The organism is Streptomyces sp. NPDC048111, assembly GCF_043202815.1.
Taxonomy (GTDB): Bacteria; Actinomycetota; Actinomycetes; order Streptomycetales; family Streptomycetaceae; genus Streptomyces.
Genome location: NZ_JBIDBD010000001.1, coordinates 427,139 through 451,757 on the forward strand (window position 1 = coordinate 427,139; position 24,619 = coordinate 451,757).

Here is a 24,619-nt window from a genome sequence, read left to right on the forward strand (position 1 = left end):
AAGGAGGTGAGCTTCGGTTGCGGAACGACGCGAACGGGGGCCCGAGCGCCGGTGCCGACAGCGGGCTCGCGAGGGATGCCGTCGGTCTGCGCGAGGTCCTCTTCCAGAGCGTCACCGCGATGGCGCCCGCCGCGGCGGTGGCCGCCTCCATTCCGGCCGGCGCCGCCTTCGCGGGCGGCAGTCTGCCGCTGTCCGTCCTGGTGGCGCTCGTGGCCTGCCTGTTCACCGCCTCCTGTGTGGCCGAGCTCGCCCAGCACCTGCCCGCTGCCGGCTCGGTCGCCACGTACAGCGCCCAGGGTCTGCATCCGGCGGTCGGCTTCCTGGTCGGGTGGGGCTATGTGTTCGTGGAGGCCCTGGTGCCGCCGCTGCTCCTGCTGCAGCTGGGCTTCACCACGGCCGGCACCCTGCACCAGCAGTGGGCGTCGTACCCGGCCGGCCTGTGGTGGCCCTGGTCCCTGGCCGGGGCCGTCGTGATCGCGGTGGCGGGCTTCTTCGGGGTACGGGCCTCGGCACGCTTCGGTACGGTGCTCGGCGTCTTCGAAGTCCTGGTGTTCGTGGCGTTCGCGGTACTGCTGATCGTGGCGGCCGGCCCGGACAACACCCTGTCCGTGTTCGGGACTTCGCACACCGCGCAGGGCTACGGCGGGTTCGGCGGGGTGTTCGCCGGGTCGGTGTACACGGTGCTGGCCTTCGCCGGCTTCGAGGCGGCTGCCCCGCTCGCCGAAGAGGCGAGGGACCCCCGGCGCACCATGCGCCGGGCGGTGTTCGGGGCGGCCCTCGCCATCGGCGTGGTGTACGTCCTCACCACGTACGCGATGGCGGTCTACTTCGGGCCCGACCGGTTCGCGGAGTTCGGAGCGTCGGGAAAGGCGTCGTGGGAAGGGGTGGCCCGGGCCTCGTTCGGCCTCTTCTGGGTGATCCTGTTCCTGGCGGTGGTCAACTCCACGCTCGCCAACGCCAACGCCTGCTCCAACGTGTCGACCCGTACGGCCTTCGCGCTCGGCCGGATCGGCGTGTTCCCGCGCTCCTTCGCCCGGCTGCACCCGCGCCGCCGCTCCCCCGTGACGGGGGTCGCGGTGCAGTTCGCGGTGGCGGTCGCCGCGATGCTCGGGCTCGGTCTCGCCTACGGCCCGGTCACGGCGTTCGCGCTGCTCGCCACCGTCATCGTGACCGTGATCATCGGCGTGTACATCGTGGCCGACGCGGCGTGCGCCGGATACTTCCTGCGGCGCCGCCGTGACCTGTTCAGCCCGCTGCGACACCTGGTGTTCCCGGCACTCGGCATCGCCGCGTTCGTCCCCGCGCTGCTCACCGCGGCGGGGATTCCGGCCTTCGGCTTCGTCGCCCGGCTCGCGCCGCCGGTCTCGTACGCCGGGCCCGCCGTCGGGGTGTGGATGGCGGCGGGGCTCGTCGTACTGGCGGTGCTGGCGCGCCGGTTCCCGGAGCGGCTGGCCCAGACCGGACGCGTCCACCTCGTCGAACCCGACAGCGGCACCGACCGCGTCGGCGGCCCCGACACCGGCCCCCACGGGGGCTCCCAGGAGACAGGAGCGGTACCAGGATGAGCGACGACCCGCGGATCGTGACCGTGCGGCCCAAGGAGAACGAGTACGCCTGGACCTTCGGCGGCGCGCCCCCGGTGGCCCGCATCGCCCCGGGCACCGTGCTCGATCTGTACACCGAGGACTGCTTCGCGGGGCGGGTGCGCTCGGAACGCGATCTGGTGTCCCGGGTCTGCGAGTTCCCGTTCCTCAATCCGCAGACCGGGCCCTTCCACGTCGAGGGCGCCGAGCCGGGCGACACCCTGGCCGTGCACTTCGTGTCGATCCGACCGGCCCGGGACTGGGCGGCGTCCACGACCGTCCCCCTGTTCGGCGCGCTCACCTCCACCCACACGACGGCCTCCCTCCAGCCGCCGCTGCCCGAGGTGGTGTGGATGTGGGAGCTCGACCGCGCGCGGGGCACCTGTCTGTTCCGGGCGCGCGACAGCGACATCGAGGTCGAGCTGCCGATGGACCCGATGCACGGCACGGTCGGCGTCGCACCGGCCAACCTGGAGGTCCGCTCCGCCCTCGTGCCCGACGCGCACGGCGGGAACATGGACACACCCGAGATGCGGGCCGGCGTCACCTGCTACCTGGGGGTCAACGTGGAGGGCGCCCTGTTCAGCCTCGGCGACGGACACGCCCGGCAGGGCGAGGGCGAGACGTGCGGGGTGGCCGTCGAGTGCGCCATGAACACGGTGGTCGTGGTGGAGCTGCTCAAGGGCGTCGCCACACCCTGGCCCCGCATCGAGTCGGACACCCACATCATGTCGACGGGCTCCGCGCGGCCCCTCGAAGACGCCTTCCGCATCTCGCAGTTGGACCTGGTGCGGTGGCTGGAGCGCGACTACGGGCTGTCGGCCCTCGACGCCTACCAACTCGTGAGCCAGGCGGGTGAGGCCCCGCTTGCCAATGTCTGCGACACCAACTACACCTGTGTCGCCAAGATCCGCAAGGAGTGGCTGCCCCGGCAGGGCGAGCCGCACCGGGGCCTGCACCGCCACCTGCGCGACCGCGCCGCTCGACTCCCCTCACCCACGGCCTAGTTCAGGGACCAGACGATGAACCGAAGAAGACTCCTCCAGGGCGCCGCCGCCACGGCCGGCGCAGGTTTCCTGTTCTCGGCGGCAAAGGCCTCGGCGGACGGCGCCACGGACTACCCGGGGGCGCACTGGACGGCCGCGTCCCCCTCCAACCGCACCGCCTCCACCAGACCGTCGGCGTATCCGATCGAGTACGTCGTCATCCACGTGACGCAGGAGACGTGGTCCAACACCATCGGCATCTTCCAGAATCCGGCGAAGCAGGTGTCCGCGCACTACGTGACGCGTTCCGCCGACGGGTACATCGCCCAGATGGTCCGGGAGCACGACATCGCCTGGCACGCCGGCAACTGGGACTACAACACCCGCAGCATCGGCATCGAGCACGAGGGCTGGGTCGATCGGCCGGCCTACTTCACGAACGCCCTGTACGAGCGCTCCGCCGCCCTCACCGCGAACATCTGCGACCGCTACGGGATCCCGAAGGACCGTGAGCACATCCTCGGCCACTACCAGATCCCCGGCACCGACCACACCGACCCGGGCCCGGAGTGGGACTGGGTGCGCTACCTCAGACTGGTCAACTTCGCCTGAGCCCGCGCCCGGTCCCGCCACTGTCCTTGTCGCACCGCGCCGGCGCGGCGACGATGGAGGCGGCCCATACGGTGTGCGCGGGAGGCCGGGTGACGGAACGGCGGGACGAGACGTGGGTGGCGCTCGGCGCCGGGGCGGATCCGGCCGAGCGCTGTGCCCAACTGCTCGGCGCGCACGCCCGGTTCACCCATGACGGCCGGGTCGCACGGGTGGTGCGTCCCCTGGTGGCCGCGTCCTGGCGCCGCTCCGCGCGGGCCCGGGTCAGTCCGGACGGCGCGGCCCGCGTGGAACTCGGCGAGGAGGAACTGGCGGCCTGCCGCGACGCCCACCCGCTGGCTCGCGCCATGCCGGTGATCCGCGAGCTGACCGGCGCGTACGCGGGAGACGGGGAGCACCTGGTGGCGGTGTGCGACGCGCAGGGGCGCCTGCTGTGGGTGGAGGGACATCGGCGGACCCGTGAGGCGGCCGAACGGATGAACTTCGTGCCGGGCGCCCGCTGGGCCGAGTCGGCGGCGGGCACCAACGCACCGGGCACCGCCCTCGCCGAGGACCGTCCCGTCCAGGTGTTCTCCGCCGAGCACTTCCGCCGGTTGGTGCAGCGCTGGACGTGCGCGGCGGCCCCCGTCCACGACCCCCGTACCGGCCGGCTCCTCGGCGCGGTGGACCTGACCGGCGGCGACAGCCTCGCCCATCCCCACAGCCTCGGTTTCGTCCAGGCCGTGGCGCGCGCGGCCGAGTCCGAACTGGCGCTGCACGCACCGCCGTTGCACCAACAGGCTCTCTCGCTGTACGCCCTGGGGCGGGACGATGCGCTGCTCCTCGCCCACGGCCGCACCCTGCGCATGAGCCCGCGCCACAGCGAGATCCTGGTCCTGCTCGCCCGCCACCCCGAAGGCCTGAGCGGCGAGGAACTCCAGATCGCGCTGTACGAGGACGAGTCGGTCAGACCGGTGACCCTGCGCGCCGAACTCTCGCGCCTGCGCGCCCTGTTGGGGTCCGGCCTGCTGGCCTCGCGGCCGTACCGGCTGACCGCGCCGGTGGACGCCGACTTCGACACGGTGGCCCGTCGGCTCGGCTCGGGCGCGGTGGCCGCCGCCATGGCCGTGTACGGCGGGCCGCTGCTGCCCGGTTCGCAGGCACCCGCGGTGGCGCGCCTGCGCCGACGCCTGGCCGATCAGCTGCGCGCCGCGCTGATCGCCCGCGCCGACCCGGGCCTGCTGGCCGACTGGGCGTACAGCCCGTGGGCCGAGGACGACCTGGCGGCCTGGCAGGCGCTGGCGTCCGCGCTGCCGGGGCCGCAACGGGCTGCTGCGGAGGCCAAGTTGAGGGAGCTGTCCGCGGCGTTCGGCCCGGCAACGGCGATGCAACGTCCGGACCCCTAACCTCCTGCGACATGTGCGCCGTCCGAGGGCGGGCGGCGCGGCAGAGGGAGGCCCACGGAGATGACCCGTTACGCAGCGCCCGGCACCGAAGGCGCGCTCGTCTCGTACGAGTCCCGCTACGACCACTGGATCGGCGGTGAGTACGTGGCGCCGCGGCTCGGCAAGTACTTCGAGAACCCGAGCCCCGTCAACGGCCGCCCCTTCACGGAGATCGCGCGCGGCACCGCCGAGGACGTCGAGCTGGCCCTGGACGCGGCGCACGCGGCGGCGCCCGGCTGGGGACGGACGGCGCCGGAGGTACGGGCGAACATCCTGCTGCGGATCGCGGACCGGATGGAGAGCCATCTGGAAGAGCTCGCCATCGCCGAGAGCTGGGAGAACGGCAAGCCGGTGCGCGAGACGCTGGCCGCGGACATCCCGCTCGCCATCGATCACTTCCGCTACTTCGCGGGTGCGCTGCGGGCCCAGGAGGGCTCCCTGAGCGAGATCGACGACGACACGGTCGCCTACCACTTCCACGAACCGCTGGGCGTGGTCGGCCAGATCATCCCCTGGAACTTCCCGATCCTGATGGCCGTGTGGAAGCTGGCCCCGGCGCTCGCGGCGGGCAACGCGGTGGTGCTCAAGCCGGCCGAGCAGACCCCGGCCTCGATCCACTTCTGGATGAGCCTGATCGCGGACCTGCTCCCGCCGGGCGTCGTCAACATCGTCAACGGCTTCGGCGTGGAGGCCGGCAAGCCGCTGGCGTCGAGCCCGCGAGTGGCGAAGATCGCCTTCACGGGCGAGACCACGACGGGGCGGCTGATCATGCAGTACGCCTCGGAGAACATCAAGCCGGTGACCCTGGAGCTGGGCGGCAAGTCCCCCAACATCTTCTTCGACGACGTCTGGGCCCAGGACGACGACTTCCGCGACAAGGCGCTCGAAGGCTTCACGATGTTCGCCCTCAACCAGGGCGAGGTGTGCACCTGCCCGTCCCGCGCCCTGATCCAGCGCGGCCACTACAGCGAGTTCATCGAGGCGGCCGTCGCCCGCACCCAGCAGATCGTGCCGGGCCATCCCCTGGACACCGACACGATGATCGGCGCCCAGGCGTCCAACGACCAGCTCCAGAAGATCCTGTCCTACCTGGACATCGGCCAGCAGGAGGGCGCCAAGATCCTGACGGGCGGCCAACGCATTTATCAGGGAGGTGAGTTGGAGGGCGGCTACTACGTCCAGCCGACCATCTTCGAGGGCGACAACCGCATGCGGATCTTCCAGGAGGAGATCTTCGGCCCGGTGGTGGCGGTGACGTCGTTCACCGACTTCACCGACGCGATCGCGACGGCGAACGACACGCTGTACGGCCTGGGCGCCGGCGTCTGGACCCGCGACCTGAACACGGCCTACCGCGCGGGCCGGGCCATCCAGGCGGGCCGCGTCTGGACCAACTGCTACCACGCCTACCCGGCGCATGCCGCGTTCGGCGGGTACAAGCAGTCGGGGATCGGCCGGGAGACGCACAAGATGATGCTGGAGCACTACCAGCAGACGAAGAACATTCTTTGTTCCTACAGCCCGAAGAAACTTGGGTTCTTCTAGAGCCTCAAGTTGGGTGCCTGGAGGGAGCCTTACCCCTCCAGGCACCTCAGCCATGCAGTCACTATACGTAACCATTCAGAAACCTTGCGGCCCCGATCGCCGCGAAACTGCGCGGCTCCCGGACCAGCCACGGACCAGCTGGATCTCTACGTTGCGCCCCGTCGGCGCGACGCGACCGTGCCAGCGTCTCCCACCTCTTTTGCCTGCCTGAGCAGGCTGGAGGAAACCGGGCCTTGACCCCGCGCCCTGGACACGAGTCTCTGCGACTTCGGTCAGCGTAGTTGCTGTTGTTGCGGAGGCTGTCCCGTAGGCGATGGGACTGCGGTGTGCGAGTCGGGAGCGGCGGCGCCATCCGGCTCCGCTTCGCCGGGCCCAAAGCGTTGCCAGCTCCCGGAGCATTCGCAGCCTGCACGGCCTCCAAAGCCGCGCAGCACCGCCCAACCTCAAGGCGACATCCCGCGACCGGCAGCCCCCCGCGACGATGGAGGGGGCGAACCCGTCGCGACCATCACCGCCATCAGCCTGACCAGTTCGGCGTGACCCAGGCTGCACGGAGCGTCACTCCGTAGGTTCAAGTCGCGACGGCGCACATTAGTCGCAGTGGCGAATACGCCAGATGCCCTCCAATCGGGCATGAGCGCCATGTTCGAATATCGGTATGGCCATCTATCGACTCGTGAGGCATCCAGCCTTCTGCGATCCAGCGTGAACTAGTGCTAAACGCAGGGCTGTTGACCCCAGGCGGATCACCCCGGCCCCAGCATCGCCGTACGCCGAGTGGCGTCCAGGACGAGAGACGAGTGAAGGGGTTCCTGTGCGTGACTTGTGTGAACCTTGTGTTGGCATGTACAAAGCTCTTTGCTGTTGATCATTTCTTGGTAGGGGATCCCTGTGCGCCCTGCGCGTCCGATCGTGCTTTGTGTTGCGTTCTTGATGGCCGTGCTGGCCGGAACGGAACAGGCCGCGCTGGCTGCGCAGCTCGGAAGTCCCATCGCGGTGGGCGAGTTGCCGGGCCAGGGATGGGGGTCGGCTGCCGGGCGAGGGCACGAGACGTCGCCCGACGCCACGTCGGCGGCGGCCTCGGGCGGGAACAACGGCGCCTTGCGGGCGCCGGGCGAGTTGCCCCGGGATGCTGCCGATGCGTCGAAGAACGCACCTCTCGGTGCGAAGCCGGCCCAGCCCGTCATGGGTAAGGCAGAGCCGGTCCCCGCGCCCGATGCCGCCAACCTGCATGGCTTCGATGAGAAGGCGAGCAAAGAACAGGTCGCCGAGCGGGCCCGGCAGGCCCGGACGTTCCTGAACGAGGACGGCACGCGCACCACGCGTTTCTACGACGAGCCTGTCAACTACCAGGACGGCGGCCAGTGGAAGGAAGTGGACACGCGTCTGGTGCGCTCTGCGGGTCCGCGCACGATGTCCGCCTCCGATCAGGGCTGGGTACCTGCCGCTACGGAGTCGCCGATTTCGTTCGGGGACTACGCGAACAGTGACCCCGTGGTGCAGATCGCCTACGGCCAGGGCGCCACCGTCGGCTACGCCGTTGAAGGTGCCTCGGCTGCGAAGGGCAGCGCGGACGGCAGCGTCATCCGTTACCCGGACATCCGCACGGCTGCGGACCTGGAGCTGCTGGCGGGCAGTGACTCCGTGAAGGAGACCGTTGTCCTCAAGAGCAAGGACGCGCCCACCGAATGGCGTTTCCCTCTTGCCCTCAACGGGTTGACGGCGCGGCTCGCCGACAAGGGCGGCGTGGACTTCGTCGATGCGGGCGGCACTGTGCAGGCGTGGATGCCCCCGGGCTGGATGGAGGACTCGAAGTCCGCAGAGAACGCCAACCAGGGAGAGATATCCCCCGGCGTCCGCTACAGCCTCGTCGAGGAAGCCGGACGGCAGATTCTGGTCGTCTCGCTGGACCAGCAGTGGCTTTCTGACCCGGCACGTGTGTTCCCCGTCAAGGTGGACCCCTCCGTCAACCGGTTCGACGCGACCGTGGCTACTTACGTGCAGTCCCCGTACAACCAGAACTTCACCAGCGACACGGTGATGAAGGTCGGCACGCCCAACGGCGGCAGCAGCAAGGCGGTTGGGCTGCTGCGGTTCGCAGGCGTGGAGAACACTCTCAAGAACGCCTGGGTGCTCAACGCGAACCTGTCGCTGTACAACACCTGGTCGTACTCGTGCGCCGCGCGACCGGTGACCGTGCACCCGATCACGTCCAACTGGTCGGAGAAGACGACCACCACCTATCCCGGCCCGCCGACTGGCAGCGCACTGGCGTCCAAGAGCTTCGCACACGGCTGGCGTCCCGCGGGCACCAACAACTGGGCGTGCGGGCCGGCCTGGGAGGGGATACCGCTGGGCAGTGACGGCCGTCAGCTGGTGGATGACTGGACGCACGGGCGCAAGCCCAACTATGGACTGGCTCTGAAGACGTCTGAGTCCGACAGCGCGAGCTGGAAGCAGTTCGGCTCGGCCAACTACCCCGGCGGCAAGCCCAGCCTGGACGTGACCTGGAGCAAGTACGGCGCCGCCTACCAGGTGGGCGGGTTCGTAACCCCAGTGACCGCGACGGCGGAAGGGTCGATGAAGGTCACGGTCACCAACCGCGGACAGCAGACCTGGGCCAAGGGCGGCAACATCAAGCTGAAGTACGACCTGTACGACGGCTCGGGTAACCGGCTGGGGGACGCGAGCAAGATCCGCTGGACGCCCATGCCGAACGACGTGGCGCCTGGCTCCAGTGTGACGCTCGAAGCGAAGATCGCTCCGCTGACCCCGGCCACGTACACCCTGGTGTGGACGATGGACGACGTCGGGGTCAGCGCCTTCAACGTGGACGGCGTGCCCGGCTACGCCATCAAGTTCGACGCGGTCAACATCCCCCCGCAGCTCACGGCCGAGAATCCGCCGAGCGGCATGGTCGCGGACTCACTGACCCCCACACTCTGGGCCGAGGGCAAGGACCCCGATCACTACCCGGCCGCGCTGGAGTACTCGTTCGAGGTGTGCGAGGTCAACGGCAAGGACACGCGCGTCAACTGCCGTACCGGTGACCGCAACGCGGCACAGCAGTGGTCCGTACCCGACACGTGGCTGTCGTGGGGCAAGCAGTACGCCTGGTATGCCTATGCCTACGACGGCAAGGACAACTCGTCCCGCCCCAACCCGGCTTTCTTCACCACCCAAGTGCCGCAGCCTCCCGTCACCTCTCATCTTGGGGGCGATGATGGTCAGGAGTTCGGCTACCGGGCGGGCAACTACGCCACCTCGTCGACGGACGCGGCGATGCCGTCCGTGGGGCCGGAGCTGGCCGTCACCCGGACCTACAACTCCCAGGACCCGCACACGGAGAACGCCTTCGGCCTGGGCTGGATGTCGCGTTTCGACATGCACCTTCAGGGGGTCCCGTGGGGCGGTCCCGGTTCGCTGGTGCGCGTCACCCTTGAGGACGGTTCCCGAGTCCAATTCGGCAAGAACCCCGACGGCTCCTATGCGGGCCCGTCCGGCAGCACCATGACGCTCGCATCCCACCTGCTGGGAGCAGACACCTACAACTGGACGCTGCGGATGCGTTCAGGTGTCACCTATACGTTCATTGAAACCGGGGCGCTCCAATCCATCACCGACAGCGCAGGGCGTGTTCAAACCCTGTCTCGCAGTGATGGCGACGGCGCGTTGCGCTCGGTGACCGATGTCCAGTCCGGACGCTCGCTGTCCTTCACCTGGGGCGACAACGGGCACGTGGCCTCCGTGACCACCAGTGCCGTTGGCCCGAAGACAGCTGGCCTGACCTGGACGTACACCTACAGCGGCAACCACCTTGCCAAGGTGTGCCCGCCTAGTTCCACCACTGCCTGCACGGTTTACGACTACGAGGACGGCTCGCTCTACCGCACCCGGGTGCTGGACGAGAACCCGGTCTCCTACTGGCGACTGGGCGAGAGCGACGGAGCGACGGCTGCGAGCGAGGCGCCGTCGGCGACGGGCGTGAACAGCGCTCTCTACCGCAATGTGCAGCTCGCACAGCCCGGCGCAATCGCCGGCACCGGCAACACAGCAGCCGGCTTCGACGGAACGAGCTCGTCTGTTGAGCTGCCCCAGAACACGCTGCGCACCAGCACCTTCCTGTCGGTCGAGCTGTGGTTCAAGACTTCTAAGCCCGGTGTGCTGATGGGCTTCCAGAACGGCCGGCTGGAAGATGGCGCGCCGTCCAACTGGACCCCGACCCTGGCAGTCGGCGCCGACGGCAAGCTGCGGGGCCAGTACTGGAACGGCCAGGCCCAGCCGATCACCAGCACGGCAATGGTCACGGATGACTCCTGGCACCACGCGGTGCTCACCGGTGCCAGCACCTCCCAGTCCCTCTACCTCGACGGCGCCCTCGTGGGTTCGCTCGATGGAACAATCAGCCACCTCGACCAGTCGTACACGTACCTGGGGGCGGGCTACTCCAGCCCGGCCTGGGACGGCAGCCCGGCGGGGGTGCGGAATTTCGCGGGTCAGATCGACGACGTCGCGGTCTACCAGCACGCCCTCAGCCTGGACGCAGTCAAGGACCACTTCGCGTCCCGTGCGCCCTCTGGCCGGATGACCAAGGTCACCAATCCCTCCGGGCGCGTGCACGCCTCCGTTACCTATGACGCCGGGACGGGCCGCGTGGCCCAGACGACAGACCAGAACGGCGGCACCTGGAAGGTCTCGAACCCGTCCTACTCGGCCGGTTCGGCGGCCTACGCCGATGCCGTGCGGGCATCGGGGCCGGCCAACTACTGGCGCCTGGGCGAGCGCAGCGGCGCCGCGGCAACCGATGAGATAGCAAGCGGTGGCGACGGCTCCTACCGTGACGGCGTACTGCTCGGCGACGCGGGTGTCTTCGCTGACGGCGACAGCAGCGCGATCACCCTCGACGGCACCAAGGGCGCCGTATCCGTTCCCGTCGAACCGCTGACCCGCTCCAACGCCCTCTCGGTCGAGCTGTGGTTCCGCACCTCCAAGGCGGGTGTTCTGCTTGGCCTGCAGAACGCAGAGCTCGGCTCCGTCCCGACGAACTGGGACCCCAGCCTCCTGGTGGACTCCGACGGCCTGCTGCGCGGACACCTCTTCAACGCCGGCGGAGGTACCGGCGCCATCAAGTCACCGGCCAAGGTGACCGACAACACCTGGCATCACGTGGTCCTCACCGGTTCCACCAGCGGTCAGTCGCTGTACCTGGACGGGACAAAGCTGGGCACGGTGGCCGGAGCCGCCAAGCCGGACGCCGTAGACCACGCCTACCTCGGCGCCGGATACTCCGGCACGCCCTGGGAGAACGGCACGGCCGGAACCCGCTATTTCACCGGCCAGATGGCCGAAACGGCCTTCTACGACAAGGAACTCGACCAGCAGACGGTCTCCGCCCACTACCGGGCCCGCACCCGGCTCATGACCGGAGGCAGCGACCGCTACCAGGGGACCGTCCTGGCGGACGCCCCGGCACAGTACTGGCGCCTTGACGAGAACACCGGCGCTCAGGCTCGCAACAAGATCGGCGCCTACGGCGGCTACGCCACCTACAACAACGCCACCCTCGGCACCGCCGGCCCCTTCGGCGCAGGAGACGGCTCGGCGGTCACACTCAACGGCAACAGCAACGTGGCGCTTCCCATGGACATCCTGGGAACGCCAAACGAGCTGTCGGCAGAGCTGTGGTTCCGCACCTCCAAGTCCGGTGTGCTACTGGGCCTGCAGAACGCGGAACTCGGGTCAGTCCCGACCAACTGGAACCCGATCCTGCTGGTGGACTCCGACGGCCTGCTGCGCGGACACCTGTGGAACAGCAACGGTGCCACCGGCGCGATCAAGTCCGTCGAAAAGGTAACCGACAACGAATGGCACCACGCGGTACTCACCGGTTCCACCAGCGGTCAGTCGCTGTACCTGGACGGAGCGAAGCTGGGCACCGTGTCCGGCGCCGTCAAGACCGAACCCCTCAGCCACGCCTACCTGGGCGCCGGATACTCCAGCCAGCCCTGGGACACCGGCACGGCCGGAACCCGCTACTTCACCGGCCAGCTCGCCGAAGCAGCCATCTACGGCCGCGCACTCAGTGACGACCAGATCGCCGCTCACTACGGCGCCGTCCACTCCCCCAGCACCTCCGCGCTGGCCTCGACCATCACCGTGACCGACCCCCAGGGGCAGACCAGCAGCACCACCTACGACGCGCTGCGCGGCCAGCGCACCGTCAGCTCGACCGATGCCGCAGGCGGCCGGACCGCCTTCGCCTACGACATCGGCGGCTACCTGAACACGGTCACGGACCCCAACGGCCACTTCACCATCACCGGCCATGACACGCGCGGCAACACGGTCTCGACCACCAAGTGCCGTGACATCAATGCCTGCTGGACGTCGTTCACCGAGTACTACCTCAACACCGCCGACCCGAACGACCTGCGCAACGACAAGCCGGTCGCCATCCGCGACGCCCGCTCGGCCAACCCGGCCGACAACCGCTACAAGACCGCGATGAGCTACACGGCCCTGGGCCTTCCGGCTTCGGTCACTCTTGCCGACGGACGCAGCTCGGCCACGGCGTACACCAGCGGCACGGAGCCGGCCGCGGGCGGCGGCACCACCCCGGCCGGGCTGGTGGCCTCGACCACCACGCCCGCAGGCGCCACCACCACGTACACCTACTTCGCCAGTGGCGACATCGCACAAGCCACCGCACCGTCCGGCCTGATCACCACCTACACCTACGACGGGCTCGGGCGGAAGATCACGGAGACCCAGGTCTCCAAGAGCTCCCCCGCCGGCGTCACCACCACCTACGCCTACGACTCCATGTCCCGGGTCACCACCGAGACAGGCGCCGCAGTCAAGAACGAGATAACGGGCACCGCACACGCTGCGAAGATCAGCCGGACCTTCGACGACGACGGCAACCTCCTCACCCAGAGCACCGAGGACACGGCCGGAGGCGACACCAAGCGCGTCACCAGCAACCACTATGACGACCACGGCCTCAACGACAGCGCCACCGACGCCGCAGGCAACCAGACCACGTTCGGACACGACGGCCTGGGCCGTGTAAACCGGCAGACCGACGCGGCAGGAAACACGTACACGTACACCTATACTCCGCGAGGCCAGCACGCCGAGACTACGCTCAAGGACTGGACCGGGGACGTCTCCGGCCAGACCCACGACCTGGTCGTCGCCTCCAACTCCTACGACCCGGCAGGCCGCCTCGCCACCGTCACCAACGCCATGGGCGCCACGACCGCCTACACCTACTTCGACGACAACCTGCCAGCCACCACTACGGCCAAGCAGGTCACCCAGGCAGACGGCACCAAGCACGACATCGTCCTGGAATCCAACTCCTATGACGGCGCGGGCCACCTGACCCAGAAGGTCACCGGCGGCGGGCACACCACGGTCGTCAACACCGTGGACGCCACCGGCCGCACCACGGCCAGCACGCTGGACCCGAACGGTCTGAACCGCATCACCACATACACCTACGACGCCGACGACCGCATCACCGGGCAGACGCACACCCTCGATGGCTCCGGCAACAAGCAGACCGTTTCCACCGTGTACGACACGGCCGGCAACCCCACCAAGTCGACCCTCTCCGACGGCACCACCAGCCGCATCACCACGCAGACGTACGACGACCGCGGCCTGATGACATCTCAGGTCAGCCCCCGCGGCAACACCACCGGCGCCGATCCCACCGCGTACACGACCACGAACCGCTACGACGCCCTGGGCCGCCTGGTGCAGCAGACCGCGCCTCCGGCCTCGGTGGAGGAGAACGGCGCCGCCGCCCAGACCGCGCAGGCCACCACCCGCACCGGCTACAACACCTTCGGCGAGCCCACCGAGACCCAGGACGCCCGCGGCGCCGTCACGCGCAACGAGATCGACAGCCTCGGCCGCACCACCGCCGTCACGCTGCCCGACTACACCCCGCCCGGCGGCGCGAAGATCACCGCGGTCTCGCGCACCCGCTATGACGCCCTGGGACACGTCGCCAGCACCGTCGACCCGCTGGGCCGCACCACCACCTTCGCCTACAACCAACTGGGCCAGCTGACCCAGAAAACGGACCCGTCCCTGGGCAAGAGCCTCAACCAGAGCCTGCCCACCAGCACGACGACGGACGTAAGCGGAGCCGGCGTGAGCCGGTACAGCTGGACACCCACCGGCCTGCAGCTGTCCGCCACCGGCCCGACGGGCGCGCGGACCGAATCGACCTACGATGAACTCGGTCGCCGGATCACGGCAACCACCCTTGAGCGCTACCCCACCCCGCAGAACCTGACGACCCGCTACACGTGGGACGACGCGAGCAACCAGACCGCGTCCACCACACCCGGAAACCACACCACCACCGCCACCTACAACGCAGCCGGTGAACCCCTGACCGCAACCGACGCGATGGGCGGAACCACCAAGTTCGACTACGACGGTCTCGGCCGCAAGACCCAGACCGTCGACGCCACCGGCCGTAAGAGCACCATGGCCTACGACGCCCTCGGCAACCAGACCGCCCTGACGGACTACGGGACCGGAACGACCGCCCTGCGCACGGTTTCCGCGGAGTTCGACGCCGACGGCAACCGCACGGCCGCCGTCTCGGCAACCGGAACCCGCACCACGTACGCCTTCGACGCTCTGGGCCGCATGACCCAGCAGGTCGAACCGGTTGCCGACGGACGCGCCATCACCACACGCTTCGGCTACGACGCCGCAGGTAACCGCACCCGTCTCACCGACGGCCGCGGCAATTCCACGACCTACACCTTCACCCCGTGGAACCTGCCCGAATCGACCGTCGAACCGGCGACGACCGCGCACCCCGCCGCAGCCGACCGCACCTGGACCACCGTCTACGACGCAGCAGGCCAGAGCGTCTCGGAGTCACTGCCCGGCGGCGTCAAGCGCGACCGCACCTACGACGCACTCGGCCGCCTGACCGCCGAGACCGGCACCGGATCCGAAGCCGCCACCACCGCAAGGTCCCTGCAGTACGACCTGGCCGGCTACATGACCTCCGCCGGAACGGACGGCCTGCTCGGCCGCAACACCTACACCTACAACGACCGAGGCCAACTCCTCACCAGCGACGGCCCCGGCGGCAAGACCGGTTACGCCTACGACTCCGACGGCAACATGACCCAGCGCACCACGAAGGCGGGCGCCACCGTCTACGGTTACGACGCCGCCAACCGCATCACCTGGACCCAGGACGCGATCACCCAGAACCAGATCTGGTCCTCCTACGACGCCGCAGGTCGGCCCACCCTGAACCAGTACGCGGTCATACCCCAGGGCGGGAAGACTTGGGCAGACTCCGTCGTGTCCGCCCGCCGCGCCTTCGACTACGACAGCCTCGGCCGCCTCTCCGGCGACAAGCTCACCGACCCGAACGGAACGAACGAGACGGCGTCGACCGCCTACGCCTATGACCTCGACGACCGCCTGACGAAGAAGAACACCAAGGGAACCGCCGGAGCCGCAGACAACACCTACGGCTACGACCAGGCAGGCCGCATGACCTCCTGGAACAACGGCGCTACCACCACGCCCTACGGCTGGGACGACGCCGGCAACCGCACCACAGCAGGCACCACGAACTCGTCCTACGACGAACGAAACCGCCTCCTGACCGACGGCACCGCTTCGTACTCCTACACAGCCCGCGGCACCCTCTCCTCGGTCACCGGACTCGCCGGAGGACCCCGCAACCTGACCTTCGACGCCTTCGAACGCAAAATCACCGACGGCGCCACAACCCTCGCCTACGACTCCCTCGACCGCGTCCACCAGAACGGCCAGACCACCTTCAGCTACGACGGCGGCTCCAACAACCTCACCGACGACGGCACCAGCCAGTACACCCGTACCCCAAACGGTTCCCTGCAGGGCATGACCAGCGGCACCACCCGCCAATGGGCGGTCACCGACCAGCACACCGACCTCGTCGCCGGCCTCACTCCCGACGGCAAGGCGCTCGCCGGCTCCACCGCCTACACCCCGTTCGGAGAGAAGGCGGCCTCCACAGGCAGCAACTCGACGCTCGGCTATCAGTCAGGCTGGACAGACCCGGTCTCCGGAGACGTCAACATGGCGGCCCGCTGGTACGCACCAGGCAACGGCAGCTTTGACTCTCGGGACACGCTGCAACTTGCCCCAACTCCCTCGGCCCAGGCCAATCGCTACACGTACGGAACCGGCGGCCCCCTGAACGGAACAGATCCCAACGGGCACTGGTGGAACCCCAGCCGCTACTACGACACTCTGGTGACGTTCGCAAGACCATCCTTTTGGGGCGCCTTCTCTGTCTTCTACTTTGGCGGAGACGACACCATCGGCAGCGGCACGTGCGGAATCCTCATTGACCGCTGCACGAGCAAGCGTCTCAGCAACAGCCTCAGCCAGCAGGCCAACTCCACGCGCGAAGGTTGGACGTCTGCGCGGATCACCGGCTCTTGGTCCAGCGGATCCAGTCGGTCCAGTGGCCGCGGTCGAGGCACGTACTCGGGAAGCAAATACCATGGTGGACGCCAAAAGACGTGCAATGGGTCGTGTGGCAGGACCATCACCACTCCGCGCCCCCCGGAGATCGACCAGAACCCCAACAACGGAAAGAACCCCACGCCCGCACCCCCTCGGCCACCGCTACTCCCTGTCGTCCCCGTGGCGACATGGGTAGCCGGGCAAGCCGTAAACGCCGTAGTGTCAGCACAGGCAGCCCTCGACTCAATCCTGACCATTTTCGTTCCGAAACTCATCAATGACGGAAGAGAACTGTTTCAACCGTCCCCAGACGATGGTTCCGGTGGCAAGAACCGAGGCCGAACGCGCGACGACGGCAAGTGTGATGACGGGCCGGGGTTCAGCTCCACTGGCCACGTCACCTACCTGCCGCGCGAACGGTACTACGACAATTTCGAGGGCAGCGAACAGTGTCGTGCGACTGGGGTCTCCGGCATCATCGATGGCAGCGACTACAATGCCGGTCGTAAGCGTCCTGGAACCAATACAAATGGTTCCACGCAGCCGCCAGGAATGAATGAGATCAGATCCGAACGAGAGAGGCCAGCTAACGGGCACCTGCAGCCAGCGGCCACGACCGGCTCCGGTATCGATCTGAGGAACTTGGTGGCCGAATACGAGAAGACGAATACCCCTTACCTGAGCACTGGGGTGGAGAAGGACCTGGTGCAACCGATTAAGCAGGGTAAGCATGTCGCTTTCTCGGTCGTCCCCCGATACGAGGTGGATGACGCAGGGAGGGACCGTTCTCACTCCGGCATACCTTCCGCCATCGAGTACAACATCAACATCATCGAGGACAATATTTCCAAGCACTGCGTCGTGTACCAGAACCCCAAGGGTGGACGGGTGACTGGAACCCCCAATTGCCGCAAGATGTAGGAGAGGTAAATGAGTCGATATCTGGAAATGCTGTTTCAGATGCTCGGAGACCCTGATGATGTCCATCCGTGCGCGGATGAGTGGCAGGAGATTGAAGCCGAGTTTGCAGCAGATCTACCTCTCGACTATAAGAAATTTATTGAAAGATACGCCCCAGTGGAGTTGAACAACCGCCTCTCTTTCGGGCATCCCGGATTTGAGTTGTGGAACCTGCTGCACTGGATGAGGGGAACTGTTGAGGCATTCCAGGAGTGCGAATGGGAGGAGATCACTGCGACTTCACTAAACCCTGAGCAACTGTCATTCGGAGCTGGCGGCCTGGTTCCCTTGGCGTCGACGAATGGAGGGGAGTACCTCTTCCTGCTCGCCAGGCCCGGCGGTGCCGCACCGCTGCTCGTAGTCCACGTCGGAGACGATGACGACTTCTACGAGTACGACATGAGCTTTGCCGAGTGGCTCTATCGCTATCTGACCGACGAGGAAATGGCCGGGCCAAACAGCAGCCTCGGCTGGGCCGGTCCTGTCCAGGTGCACAAGCTCCCCACGTGACGCGGAGTCAAGTCCTCCCCGCCGACGCAGGAGTGAGCCGATCCGCGCGCAGACCCCCACCAGAAGTAGTCCCCCCGCCGACGGGGGGCGCCCGGGGTGTCGTGTGCTCCGCATCGGTCGCAGCACTCGGGGCACCACCACGTATCTGCTTCGAGTGCCTGACAGCGGTGAGCCCGAGTACAACAGAGCCCACAAAGGAGACCACTGGCCATCCTGACCAGCCACGCGAGGAAACCCCCGCCGAGCAAGCCGGCGGGGGTTTCCTCGGCTCTCAAGCGACGGCACCAGCCAACGCACCCGCACCCCTAAGCGGGTGCGGCAAAGTCAATGACTGATCCTTTTCGTTGCTGGGACATCGGCCCAGCCAAACATCGAGGGATCAGCGGCGCGTTTCACCGCATCCGCTCAGTAGCCTTCGACGATGGGAGTCAGGCCGTCGAGGAGTGCCTTGAGGCCGGATTCGAAGAGAGCGTCGAGGTGCAGGTCGTAGCCGTCGTTGAAGGCTACGACCACCTTGGCGAACGTCGGGAAGCGGCCGGATTCCGCCAGTGCCTGGAGGGCGGGGCGCGATTGTTCATCCATTGGTCTTCCGTCTGGCCGGTGGAGGCTTCGGCGTGCGCATCCCACTCCAGGTGTACTACCAGTCCCTGGACGTGGCTGTAGAGCAGGACGTGCATGTCGAAGAGCGTGGTGGGGTCGAGGTCGTGGCCGTCGAGGGCACTCAGCACCCATTCGGCGTGGACCATCAGATTGGGCACGAGCAACGGGTGGGTGAGGGGGCCGAGCTGGGCCAGCCACGGGTGCCTGCGGTACAGGGTCCACAGGGTCCGGGCGCCGAGCCCGATGCGGGAGCGCCACCCTTCGGGTACATCGGCGGGGTAGGTCTCCTCGCCGAATGCGGTGTCGGCCATGAGCAGGATGAGGTCGTCCTTGCTGGGGACGGTAGGGCGACATGGCGGCCACGCCGAGCCGGGCCGCGACGCCGCGCATGGAGAATGCCCGCCGCACCCCAGACTGTGATCGTCGAGCAGAAGCGGCCGCGCAAGCGGACCTACTGATCTTTTCGTAAGTTCGGTGGGTGTGCTGGCGGTGTAGGTGGGAGGCTGTCGGGATGGCTTATCAACCTTCGCCTTTGACCGCCGGATCGTCTCTTCCGCCTTTGTCACGGCCGCAGTTGGAGGAAGCGCGTCGCGTTCGGGCGGTGGAGTTGTTCGAGGAGGGTGTCTCGCATGCGGAGATCGCGCGGGCGGTAGGGGTGTGTGCCGAGAGCGTGCGGCGATGGCGGCGAGTGTGGGAGAAGGACGGTGCTTCCGCGCTGCGGCGGCGGGCATCTACCGGGCGCCCGCCCAAGCTGGACGACTCCCAGGTCGAAGCGGTCCGAACCGCGTTGGAGCAAGGTGCCCGGGCTCATGGTTTCGAGGCCGACTTGTGGACTCTGGAACGTGTCGGAGAGGTCGTTGCCCGGGTGACGGGGGTGGTGTTGTCGCGGGCGTCGGTGTGGCGGCTGCTGACGGGCCGGCTGGGATGGAGTCTGCAGCGGCCCGAGCGGCGGGCGGTGGAGCGGGATGAATTGGAGATCGCCCGCTGGGTCGCGCACGAGTGGCCGCGGATCAAAAAAGGGCGGTGAACACACGTGCCTGGATCGTGTTCCTCGACGAATCAGGCGTCTCCCTCCTGCCTCAGGTCCGCCGCACCTACGCGCCCCGCGGACGAACTCCGCTCCTTCGGCACCGCCTGAACTGGAAGCGGGCATCGATGGCCGGGGCCCTGGGCTACCACTCCACCGACCCCGAACGAGGGGCACGACTGTGCTTCCACCTCAAGCCCGGCAGCTACGACACGCTCGGACTCATCGAGGTCCTGGAGCAGATGAAGGTGTTCTACGGCGGCGAGAACGTGGTGCTGGTCTGGGACGGCCTGTCGGCCCACTGGAGCCGGGCGATGCGGGCATGGGTGGCCGAGCAGGAATGGCTCACACTCGAGCGATTACCCACCTACGCACCCGAGCTGAACCCAGTGGAACTGCTGTGGTCCTCGCTCAAGAAGCGTGAACTCGCCAACCTCGCCGGCAACCACCTCGCCGATGTCGCCGACGCCACCGAACAAGGCATCCACCGCATCAACACCAACCCACAACTCCCCTGGTCATTCCTCACCCACACAGGACTCACCATCCATCCACCACACCCACCGAACTTACGAAAAGATCAGTAGTCGGGCTCGGAGATGAATGAGCGGACTCGATCGCGGGCAACTGGCCGAGGAGTGGATGGCCGTAGCTCCTGATCGTTGGACTACCAGACGTCGTGTGGCTCTCCCTCAGCGGTGAGGCCGTACATCTTCAACTGCTCGGCCTTGGTCGGCTGGTCCGGGAACAGGTGCTCGCCGAGTTCGCCGTGGGTGACGATGGTGTAGTCGCCGCTGTCGACAGCGGCGAACAGGGCATCGCGGGCTTCGTACTCCCTCCCCATGCGGCTCAGGAGCTGTCCCCACAAGCGGCGTGCGTCTTGGTGATGAACCGCTGCAGCTTCCAGGAGCGCGAACACCTCGTCGGGAATGCTCTCCAGCGGGGGCAGTCCCTCCTCAGGTGTTTCGAGTCGCTCGTACATCCACAAGGCCAGTTCGTACTGTGCCCAGGGTTGCCGGTCTCTCATGGCCAGAATGTGGGCGATGTCTTCAGCGGTGTGGCGTGCACTGGGGATCTTGTGTAGATGCCGGACGACGGTCCGCACGGCCCCGTGCCGGCGCTGACGGCGTGCTCTGCTGAGCAGTGCGAGTGCCTCGCGTCGGCGCTCTGGCCACAGTTCCATGAACAGCTGGAACAAGAAGTGTGAATCGGTTTCTGCTGCCGAACGTTTGAGGGCCGCTGCCTCCTGCTGATCCTCCGGGCGGTCCAGGAAGTCGAGCAACATGCCCAGAGTCGCAGCGGACTTCGCGGCGACGCCAGCATCCAGGAGTTGCCGGGCCAGGTCCCGCTCCCCTTGCTTGCTCAGCTTGGAAGGCCACGCGCAGAGACGGGAGGGCACGTCGAAGGCCCGGGCCACGAGGGCATGCCAGCGGGGTCCGCCGGTGCGCGCGAGCCTCTTCAGTTCGTGCAGCGCGTCCGCGTCGCCCTCCGCCGCCTGATGCAAGAGTGCCGCTGGATGCTCCTGCTGGGCTTCTGGAGCATCCGCTACCCGCGCCGCCGCGGGCCGCCTCATCCAGCTGGCCGAGATCCTCGTACATCATGACGAGGGCGGTCCTAGCAGACGCGTGGCCGGCCTCAGCAGCGCGCTCGAACAGCGCCGTCGCGAGTTCGGCACTCCTCTCTCGGTACTCGGCGTCCACCTGCCCCGTCGCGACATAGCCGATGTCGGTGCCCAGATGAAAGGCGCTTTCGCCGCCGTCCTCAATCGGTTCGCACAGAGCAAGGAGCTCGTCGATTCCGCGCCGCGTGTGGATCATTCCCGTCTCGCTATAGAGGACGCAGAGGTCACTGAACGCCGGTGTGTGGTGACGCTCAAGTGCCTTGATGTAAAGATCACGAGCGATCTTGAACCGGGCGCTGGAGAAGGCTGCGGTGCCCAACTTCGCATAGGAGAGACCGCCGAGATCCGCCGTCAGCGCAGCCTGCCAGAAGGGGGAAGGAGGGGCGGCGAAGGCACGCTCCTCGGCAATGTGCTGCTCCAGATAGTCATTGAGGTCGCATCGGTCCGGGTCCGGTCCGATGCCGTCGGGGTGCAGGACGGGCGGCAGCGCAGGGCACACGCCATGGCAGGGTTCTCGTGCCCAGGCGAGTGCGGTTGCTGCCCAGTCGCCGACGAGTTTCATGCGTGCGTGCGAGGTCAGGTAGCTGGGTGCTGCTGCGGTGAGGGTGCGCACTGGAATGGGTTCGCGCACTCCGAGTCGGCGGAGGTCAGCTGCTGCGGTCACCAGGGCTTTGCCGGGGTGGTCGCTGCGGCGGTAGCGGTGCATGAGTTCTACGGCGGCGGCCAGCGTCTGGGTCAACTCCTGGGTACCACGGGCGCTGTCTACCGCCTGCACCCACTGCGGGTCGGTGACCCGGCGTTGGAAGTCATCGAGCTCGCGGTCGGTGAAGGTGTCGGGGACGGTGACGCGGTGGCTGGCTTGAAGAAGCGTCCGGCGCCGAGCAAGGCGGTCCTGCCCCTGGGAGGCAGGGGCGGCGCCGGTGAGCATTTCGTAGTGGCCGGGCCAGATGGTGACCACGATCGCCAGGTGGCTCACGGCATCTTTGAGCGTCAGGAGCAGAGCGGCGGCCTCCTCGCCGTCCCGATCGGCAAGGACAGTGCTGTGGGCGTCGTCGAGCCAAATGATGGTTCGTGGTCTGACCAGCCCCTTTGCTGCCGCCTGCCTGAGGCCGTCAGCTGAGTGAGGATAGAGCAGCGCCCAGTCGTGCAGCTCTGTACCAGCGCCTTCGTAGGCTGCGCGTGTTTTCCCGGCACAGGAGTTTCCCTCGATCACAACGACTGAGGAGGAGCCGTTCCTGATCTTTCTCAGGCACTGACGCAACTCGTGGTCGTGGGCCCGCTCGACGTACGGGGGTAGCCCCTCTCCGACGGATGGTTTGACACTGAGTTCACCCACTTCCCAGGACGCGAAGGACTTGCTGACAGCTGGCAGCGGAGGCGCCGACGTGTGGGAGGGAGGGAAGTTGTAGATGACGACCTTCCCGGCCGCCATAGAACGATCCTGCGCAAGGATCAGACGCGCATCAGAGGGGAGCTGAGCCAGGTCCGGAAATACTGGCGCCTGGCTGGAGGTGGCCGTGGCTTCGTTCAGCTCTGTGCCGAAGTCGGCTAGGAAGGGGAGCCGAGGCTTGCTCCGCCGTTGATGATGGCTGTAGCGATGGAACCGCCTTCGGCCTTGATACTCATGTTTCCGGCCACTGAGACTCCACCGTCGCCCGACTGCGCGCCAACGGCCCGTGCGTGCTCCTCAAGGAGAGACCTCAACTCCTCGAGAGCAACTGCTTGTTGGTCGCCGTCCCAGTCACTGTAGGCGTCCTCGAACCGGCCGACCCAACGCTCATGCTGACTATTGAGTACGCCCCCGCCTTCCGGACCTTCGGGAGCAGCGCCAAGCACGTCAGCCGTGCGGTCCAGGCGGCTGAGGACGGTTTGCTCGGCATCATCGTCCCCCCGGGAGAACCACCGCGCTACAGCAGCCTTGATGCCCTCGCCCGTGCCGGCCTTGAGGGCCTGGAGGAGCCAGGTGACCGAGTCGTCGAAGAGCTGTGACGGGTCAAGATTCACGTGAGTTCCCCTGCTTCTATGGTGATGTCGGCACATAAGCGCCTGAACTCAGGTGTTGGTCAAAGATTCATCGGAATCACGTGGTCACCAGGCGCTACCAGCGTCAGCAGCAAGCACGACGGGGCAGGAGATCCGCTGCAAGGCGGCGTGCTGCATCGTCCGCCTGGGTGAGCGCCGCCCTGCTCCTGGTTGCCGCTCCTGCTTCCGCCGCTGTGGCGTCCGAACGTTTCCGCTGCGACTCATTGACCGCCGAAGGCCGAAAGGCGACCGACTTCCTCAACGGCCGACCCGGCGCCGCCGCCTGGACATCTGAACCCGCCGACCCGTGCTCGGCAAACGGGGGAGGTCCCCGGCGGAATCCAGCTCGTCGCACTGCCGATCACAGCGCCGGTCCGAGGAGGCCCCGCCCAGCAGCAACACCTTGCGCAAGCCGAGACGGACCAAGTTCCGGACCATTTCCGGACCAGACGCCTCCAGCGAGCCGCACCAACTGCTGTTTCTCCTGGTCAGCTTGGGTGCAACTGCTGTACCACCAGCAGACGAAGAACCTTTATTGCAGCTATTCCCCGAAGGCGGTTGGGTTCTTCTAGAGCGCCAAGTCGGCCTGACTAAAGAGCAGTTACCCTTCCGAAGTCGGTGCCGAAGCACCTGGGCCATGTCCTGCGTGGTCCAGCCCCGATGGACGTCGACATCCCTTGTCGCGCCACCTCGCCCTGATGGTCGAGAGAATCGGATCCGGTTCCAGGATCTGTAGACGAACCATTCGTGGCGGCACCCGCCCAGTCAGGGGGATGGCGCGACTCCTGGCTCGCGGTCGACGAGCGCGAGGGTCACCCGGTGCGTATCGGTGCGACCGCGCACCACCCCGATGAGTAGCTCAACGCGACCGCCCATGCCCAGGGTGCCCTCGCACCCAACAGGGCGACGCCGTCGACGCGTTCGTCCTCAGTTGTCGTGCCGTATGCGGAGGCGGTGGCCTCGCGGCTTACTGGACCATGGACGCCTGATTCCGGCTCGCCGATCGGCCGTGTCTCGGCACCCGGGCCCGCTCAGCGAAGTCATGCTGCCTGACCGCTGACCCCGGTGTTGTCGGATACGACCGGCGCAGGACGGCATCCTGTCGGGGGGGGGGGGGGGGGGGCGCGGGGGGGCCGCCCCCCCCCCCCCAAAAACAAGACAGCGAGGAGAAAAATGAGCAAACAGAACCCGGCCACCCACCCCCCCCCACGGCCGGGCCCCAC

Annotated in this window: 14 protein-coding genes; 10 read left to right on the forward strand and 4 right to left on the reverse strand. The window is 67.6% G+C overall.

Annotated features, from left to right (window positions below; genetic code table 11):
* Positions 1 to 17: 17 nt before the first annotated feature.
* The 7 genes from ACGF3I_RS01940 (at position 18) to ACGF3I_RS01970 (ending at position 18,126) form a co-directional block, all read left to right on the forward strand.
* The gene (locus tag ACGF3I_RS01940) at positions 18 to 1,565 is read left to right on the forward strand and encodes an APC family permease (RefSeq protein WP_393128539.1); all 1,548 of its coding nucleotides are present in this window, start codon (positions 18 to 20) and stop codon (positions 1,563 to 1,565) included.
* Positions 1,562 to 2,590: an acetamidase/formamidase family protein gene (locus ACGF3I_RS01945; RefSeq protein ID WP_393128540.1), complete on the forward strand. Its 1,029-nt coding sequence runs from the start codon at positions 1,562 to 1,564 to the stop codon at positions 2,588 to 2,590. Before ACGF3I_RS01940 ends, ACGF3I_RS01945 begins: the two co-directional genes overlap by 4 nt.
* Before the next feature lie 15 nt (positions 2,591 to 2,605).
* Positions 2,606 to 3,181 (forward strand): N-acetylmuramoyl-L-alanine amidase, encoded by a 576-nt coding sequence (locus ACGF3I_RS01950; protein WP_393128541.1) that lies wholly within the window; start codon positions 2,606 to 2,608, stop codon positions 3,179 to 3,181.
* A gap of 116 nt (positions 3,182 to 3,297) precedes the next feature.
* Positions 3,298 to 4,563, forward strand: coding sequence for a GAF domain-containing protein (locus ACGF3I_RS01955; protein WP_393129098.1), 1,266 nt, complete (start codon positions 3,298 to 3,300; stop codon positions 4,561 to 4,563).
* A 60-nt stretch (positions 4,564 to 4,623) separates the two neighbouring features.
* Complete coding sequence (adh, locus tag ACGF3I_RS01960) at positions 4,624 to 6,147, forward strand: aldehyde dehydrogenase (RefSeq protein ID WP_393128542.1); 1,524 nt, start codon at positions 4,624 to 4,626, stop codon at positions 6,145 to 6,147.
* A 1,185-nt stretch (positions 6,148 to 7,332) separates the two neighbouring features.
* Positions 7,333 to 17,577, forward strand: coding sequence for a LamG-like jellyroll fold domain-containing protein (locus tag ACGF3I_RS01965; RefSeq protein WP_393128543.1), 10,245 nt, complete (start codon positions 7,333 to 7,335; stop codon positions 17,575 to 17,577).
* A gap of 9 nt (positions 17,578 to 17,586) precedes the next feature.
* Positions 17,587 to 18,126, forward strand: a complete 540-nt coding sequence (locus tag ACGF3I_RS01970) for an SMI1/KNR4 family protein (protein ID WP_393128544.1) — start codon at positions 17,587 to 17,589, stop codon at positions 18,124 to 18,126.
* Positions 18,127 to 18,531: 405 nt separating this feature from the next.
* Here ACGF3I_RS01970 and ACGF3I_RS01975 read toward each other — a convergent pair whose 3' ends face one another.
* Both ACGF3I_RS01975 and ACGF3I_RS01980 read right to left on the reverse strand, forming a co-directional pair.
* Positions 18,532 to 18,639 (reverse strand): hypothetical protein, encoded by a 108-nt coding sequence (locus tag ACGF3I_RS01975; RefSeq protein WP_393128545.1) that lies wholly within the window; start codon positions 18,637 to 18,639, stop codon positions 18,532 to 18,534.
* Positions 18,630 to 19,037, reverse strand: coding sequence for a TetR/AcrR family transcriptional regulator C-terminal domain-containing protein (locus ACGF3I_RS01980; protein WP_393128546.1), 408 nt, complete (start codon positions 19,035 to 19,037; stop codon positions 18,630 to 18,632). Before ACGF3I_RS01980 ends, ACGF3I_RS01975 begins: the two co-directional genes overlap by 10 nt.
* Positions 19,038 to 19,237: 200 nt before the next feature.
* Here ACGF3I_RS01980 and ACGF3I_RS01985 point away from each other — a divergent pair, with 200 nt between their 5' ends.
* Positions 19,238 to 19,753 (forward strand): winged helix-turn-helix domain-containing protein, encoded by a 516-nt coding sequence (locus ACGF3I_RS01985; protein WP_393128547.1) that lies wholly within the window; start codon positions 19,238 to 19,240, stop codon positions 19,751 to 19,753.
* On the forward strand, positions 19,750 to 20,340 hold the full coding sequence (locus ACGF3I_RS01990) for a transposase (protein ID WP_393128548.1): 591 nt from the start codon (positions 19,750 to 19,752) through the stop codon (positions 20,338 to 20,340). The genes ACGF3I_RS01985 and ACGF3I_RS01990 overlap by 4 nt, the downstream gene beginning before the upstream one ends.
* An 80-nt stretch (positions 20,341 to 20,420) precedes the next feature.
* On the opposite strand, the gene ACGF3I_RS01995 is transcribed toward ACGF3I_RS01990, so the two are convergent.
* Positions 20,421 to 21,326: a hypothetical protein gene (locus ACGF3I_RS01995; RefSeq protein WP_393128549.1), complete on the reverse strand. Its 906-nt coding sequence runs from the start codon at positions 21,324 to 21,326 to the stop codon at positions 20,421 to 20,423.
* A gap of 52 nt (positions 21,327 to 21,378) precedes the next feature.
* Between ACGF3I_RS01995 and ACGF3I_RS02000 the strand changes: the two genes are divergently transcribed.
* Complete coding sequence (locus ACGF3I_RS02000; RefSeq protein WP_393128550.1) at positions 21,379 to 22,494, forward strand: hypothetical protein; 1,116 nt, start codon at positions 21,379 to 21,381, stop codon at positions 22,492 to 22,494.
* Positions 22,495 to 22,922: 428 nt separating this feature from the next.
* Here ACGF3I_RS02000 and ACGF3I_RS02005 read toward each other — a convergent pair whose 3' ends face one another.
* Positions 22,923 to 23,378: a hypothetical protein gene (locus tag ACGF3I_RS02005; RefSeq protein WP_393128551.1), complete on the reverse strand. Its 456-nt coding sequence runs from the start codon at positions 23,376 to 23,378 to the stop codon at positions 22,923 to 22,925.
* Positions 23,379 to 24,619 lie beyond the last annotated feature (1,241 nt).

Excerpts from the sequence above, each read along its gene's own strand:
- ACGF3I_RS01945 (WP_393128540.1), top strand. The coding sequence starts at position 1,562 with ATGAGCGACGACCCGCGGATCGTGACCGTGCGGCCCAAGGAGAACGAG.
- ACGF3I_RS01950 (WP_393128541.1), top strand. The coding sequence starts at position 2,606 with ATGAACCGAAGAAGACTCCTCCAGGGCGCCGCCGCCACGGCCGGCGCA.
- adh (WP_393128542.1), top strand. The coding sequence starts at position 4,624 with ATGACCCGTTACGCAGCGCCCGGCACCGAAGGCGCGCTCGTCTCGTAC.
- ACGF3I_RS01965 (WP_393128543.1), top strand. The coding sequence starts at position 7,333 with ATGGGTAAGGCAGAGCCGGTCCCCGCGCCCGATGCCGCCAACCTGCAT.
- ACGF3I_RS01970 (WP_393128544.1), top strand. The coding sequence starts at position 17,587 with ATGAGTCGATATCTGGAAATGCTGTTTCAGATGCTCGGAGACCCTGAT.
- ACGF3I_RS01980 (WP_393128546.1), bottom strand. The coding sequence starts at position 19,037 with ATGGCCGACACCGCATTCGGCGAGGAGACCTACCCCGCCGATGTACCC.
- ACGF3I_RS01985 (WP_393128547.1), top strand. The coding sequence starts at position 19,238 with ATGGCTTATCAACCTTCGCCTTTGACCGCCGGATCGTCTCTTCCGCCT.
- ACGF3I_RS01995 (WP_393128549.1), bottom strand. The coding sequence starts at position 21,326 with ATGAGGCGGCCCGCGGCGGCGCGGGTAGCGGATGCTCCAGAAGCCCAG.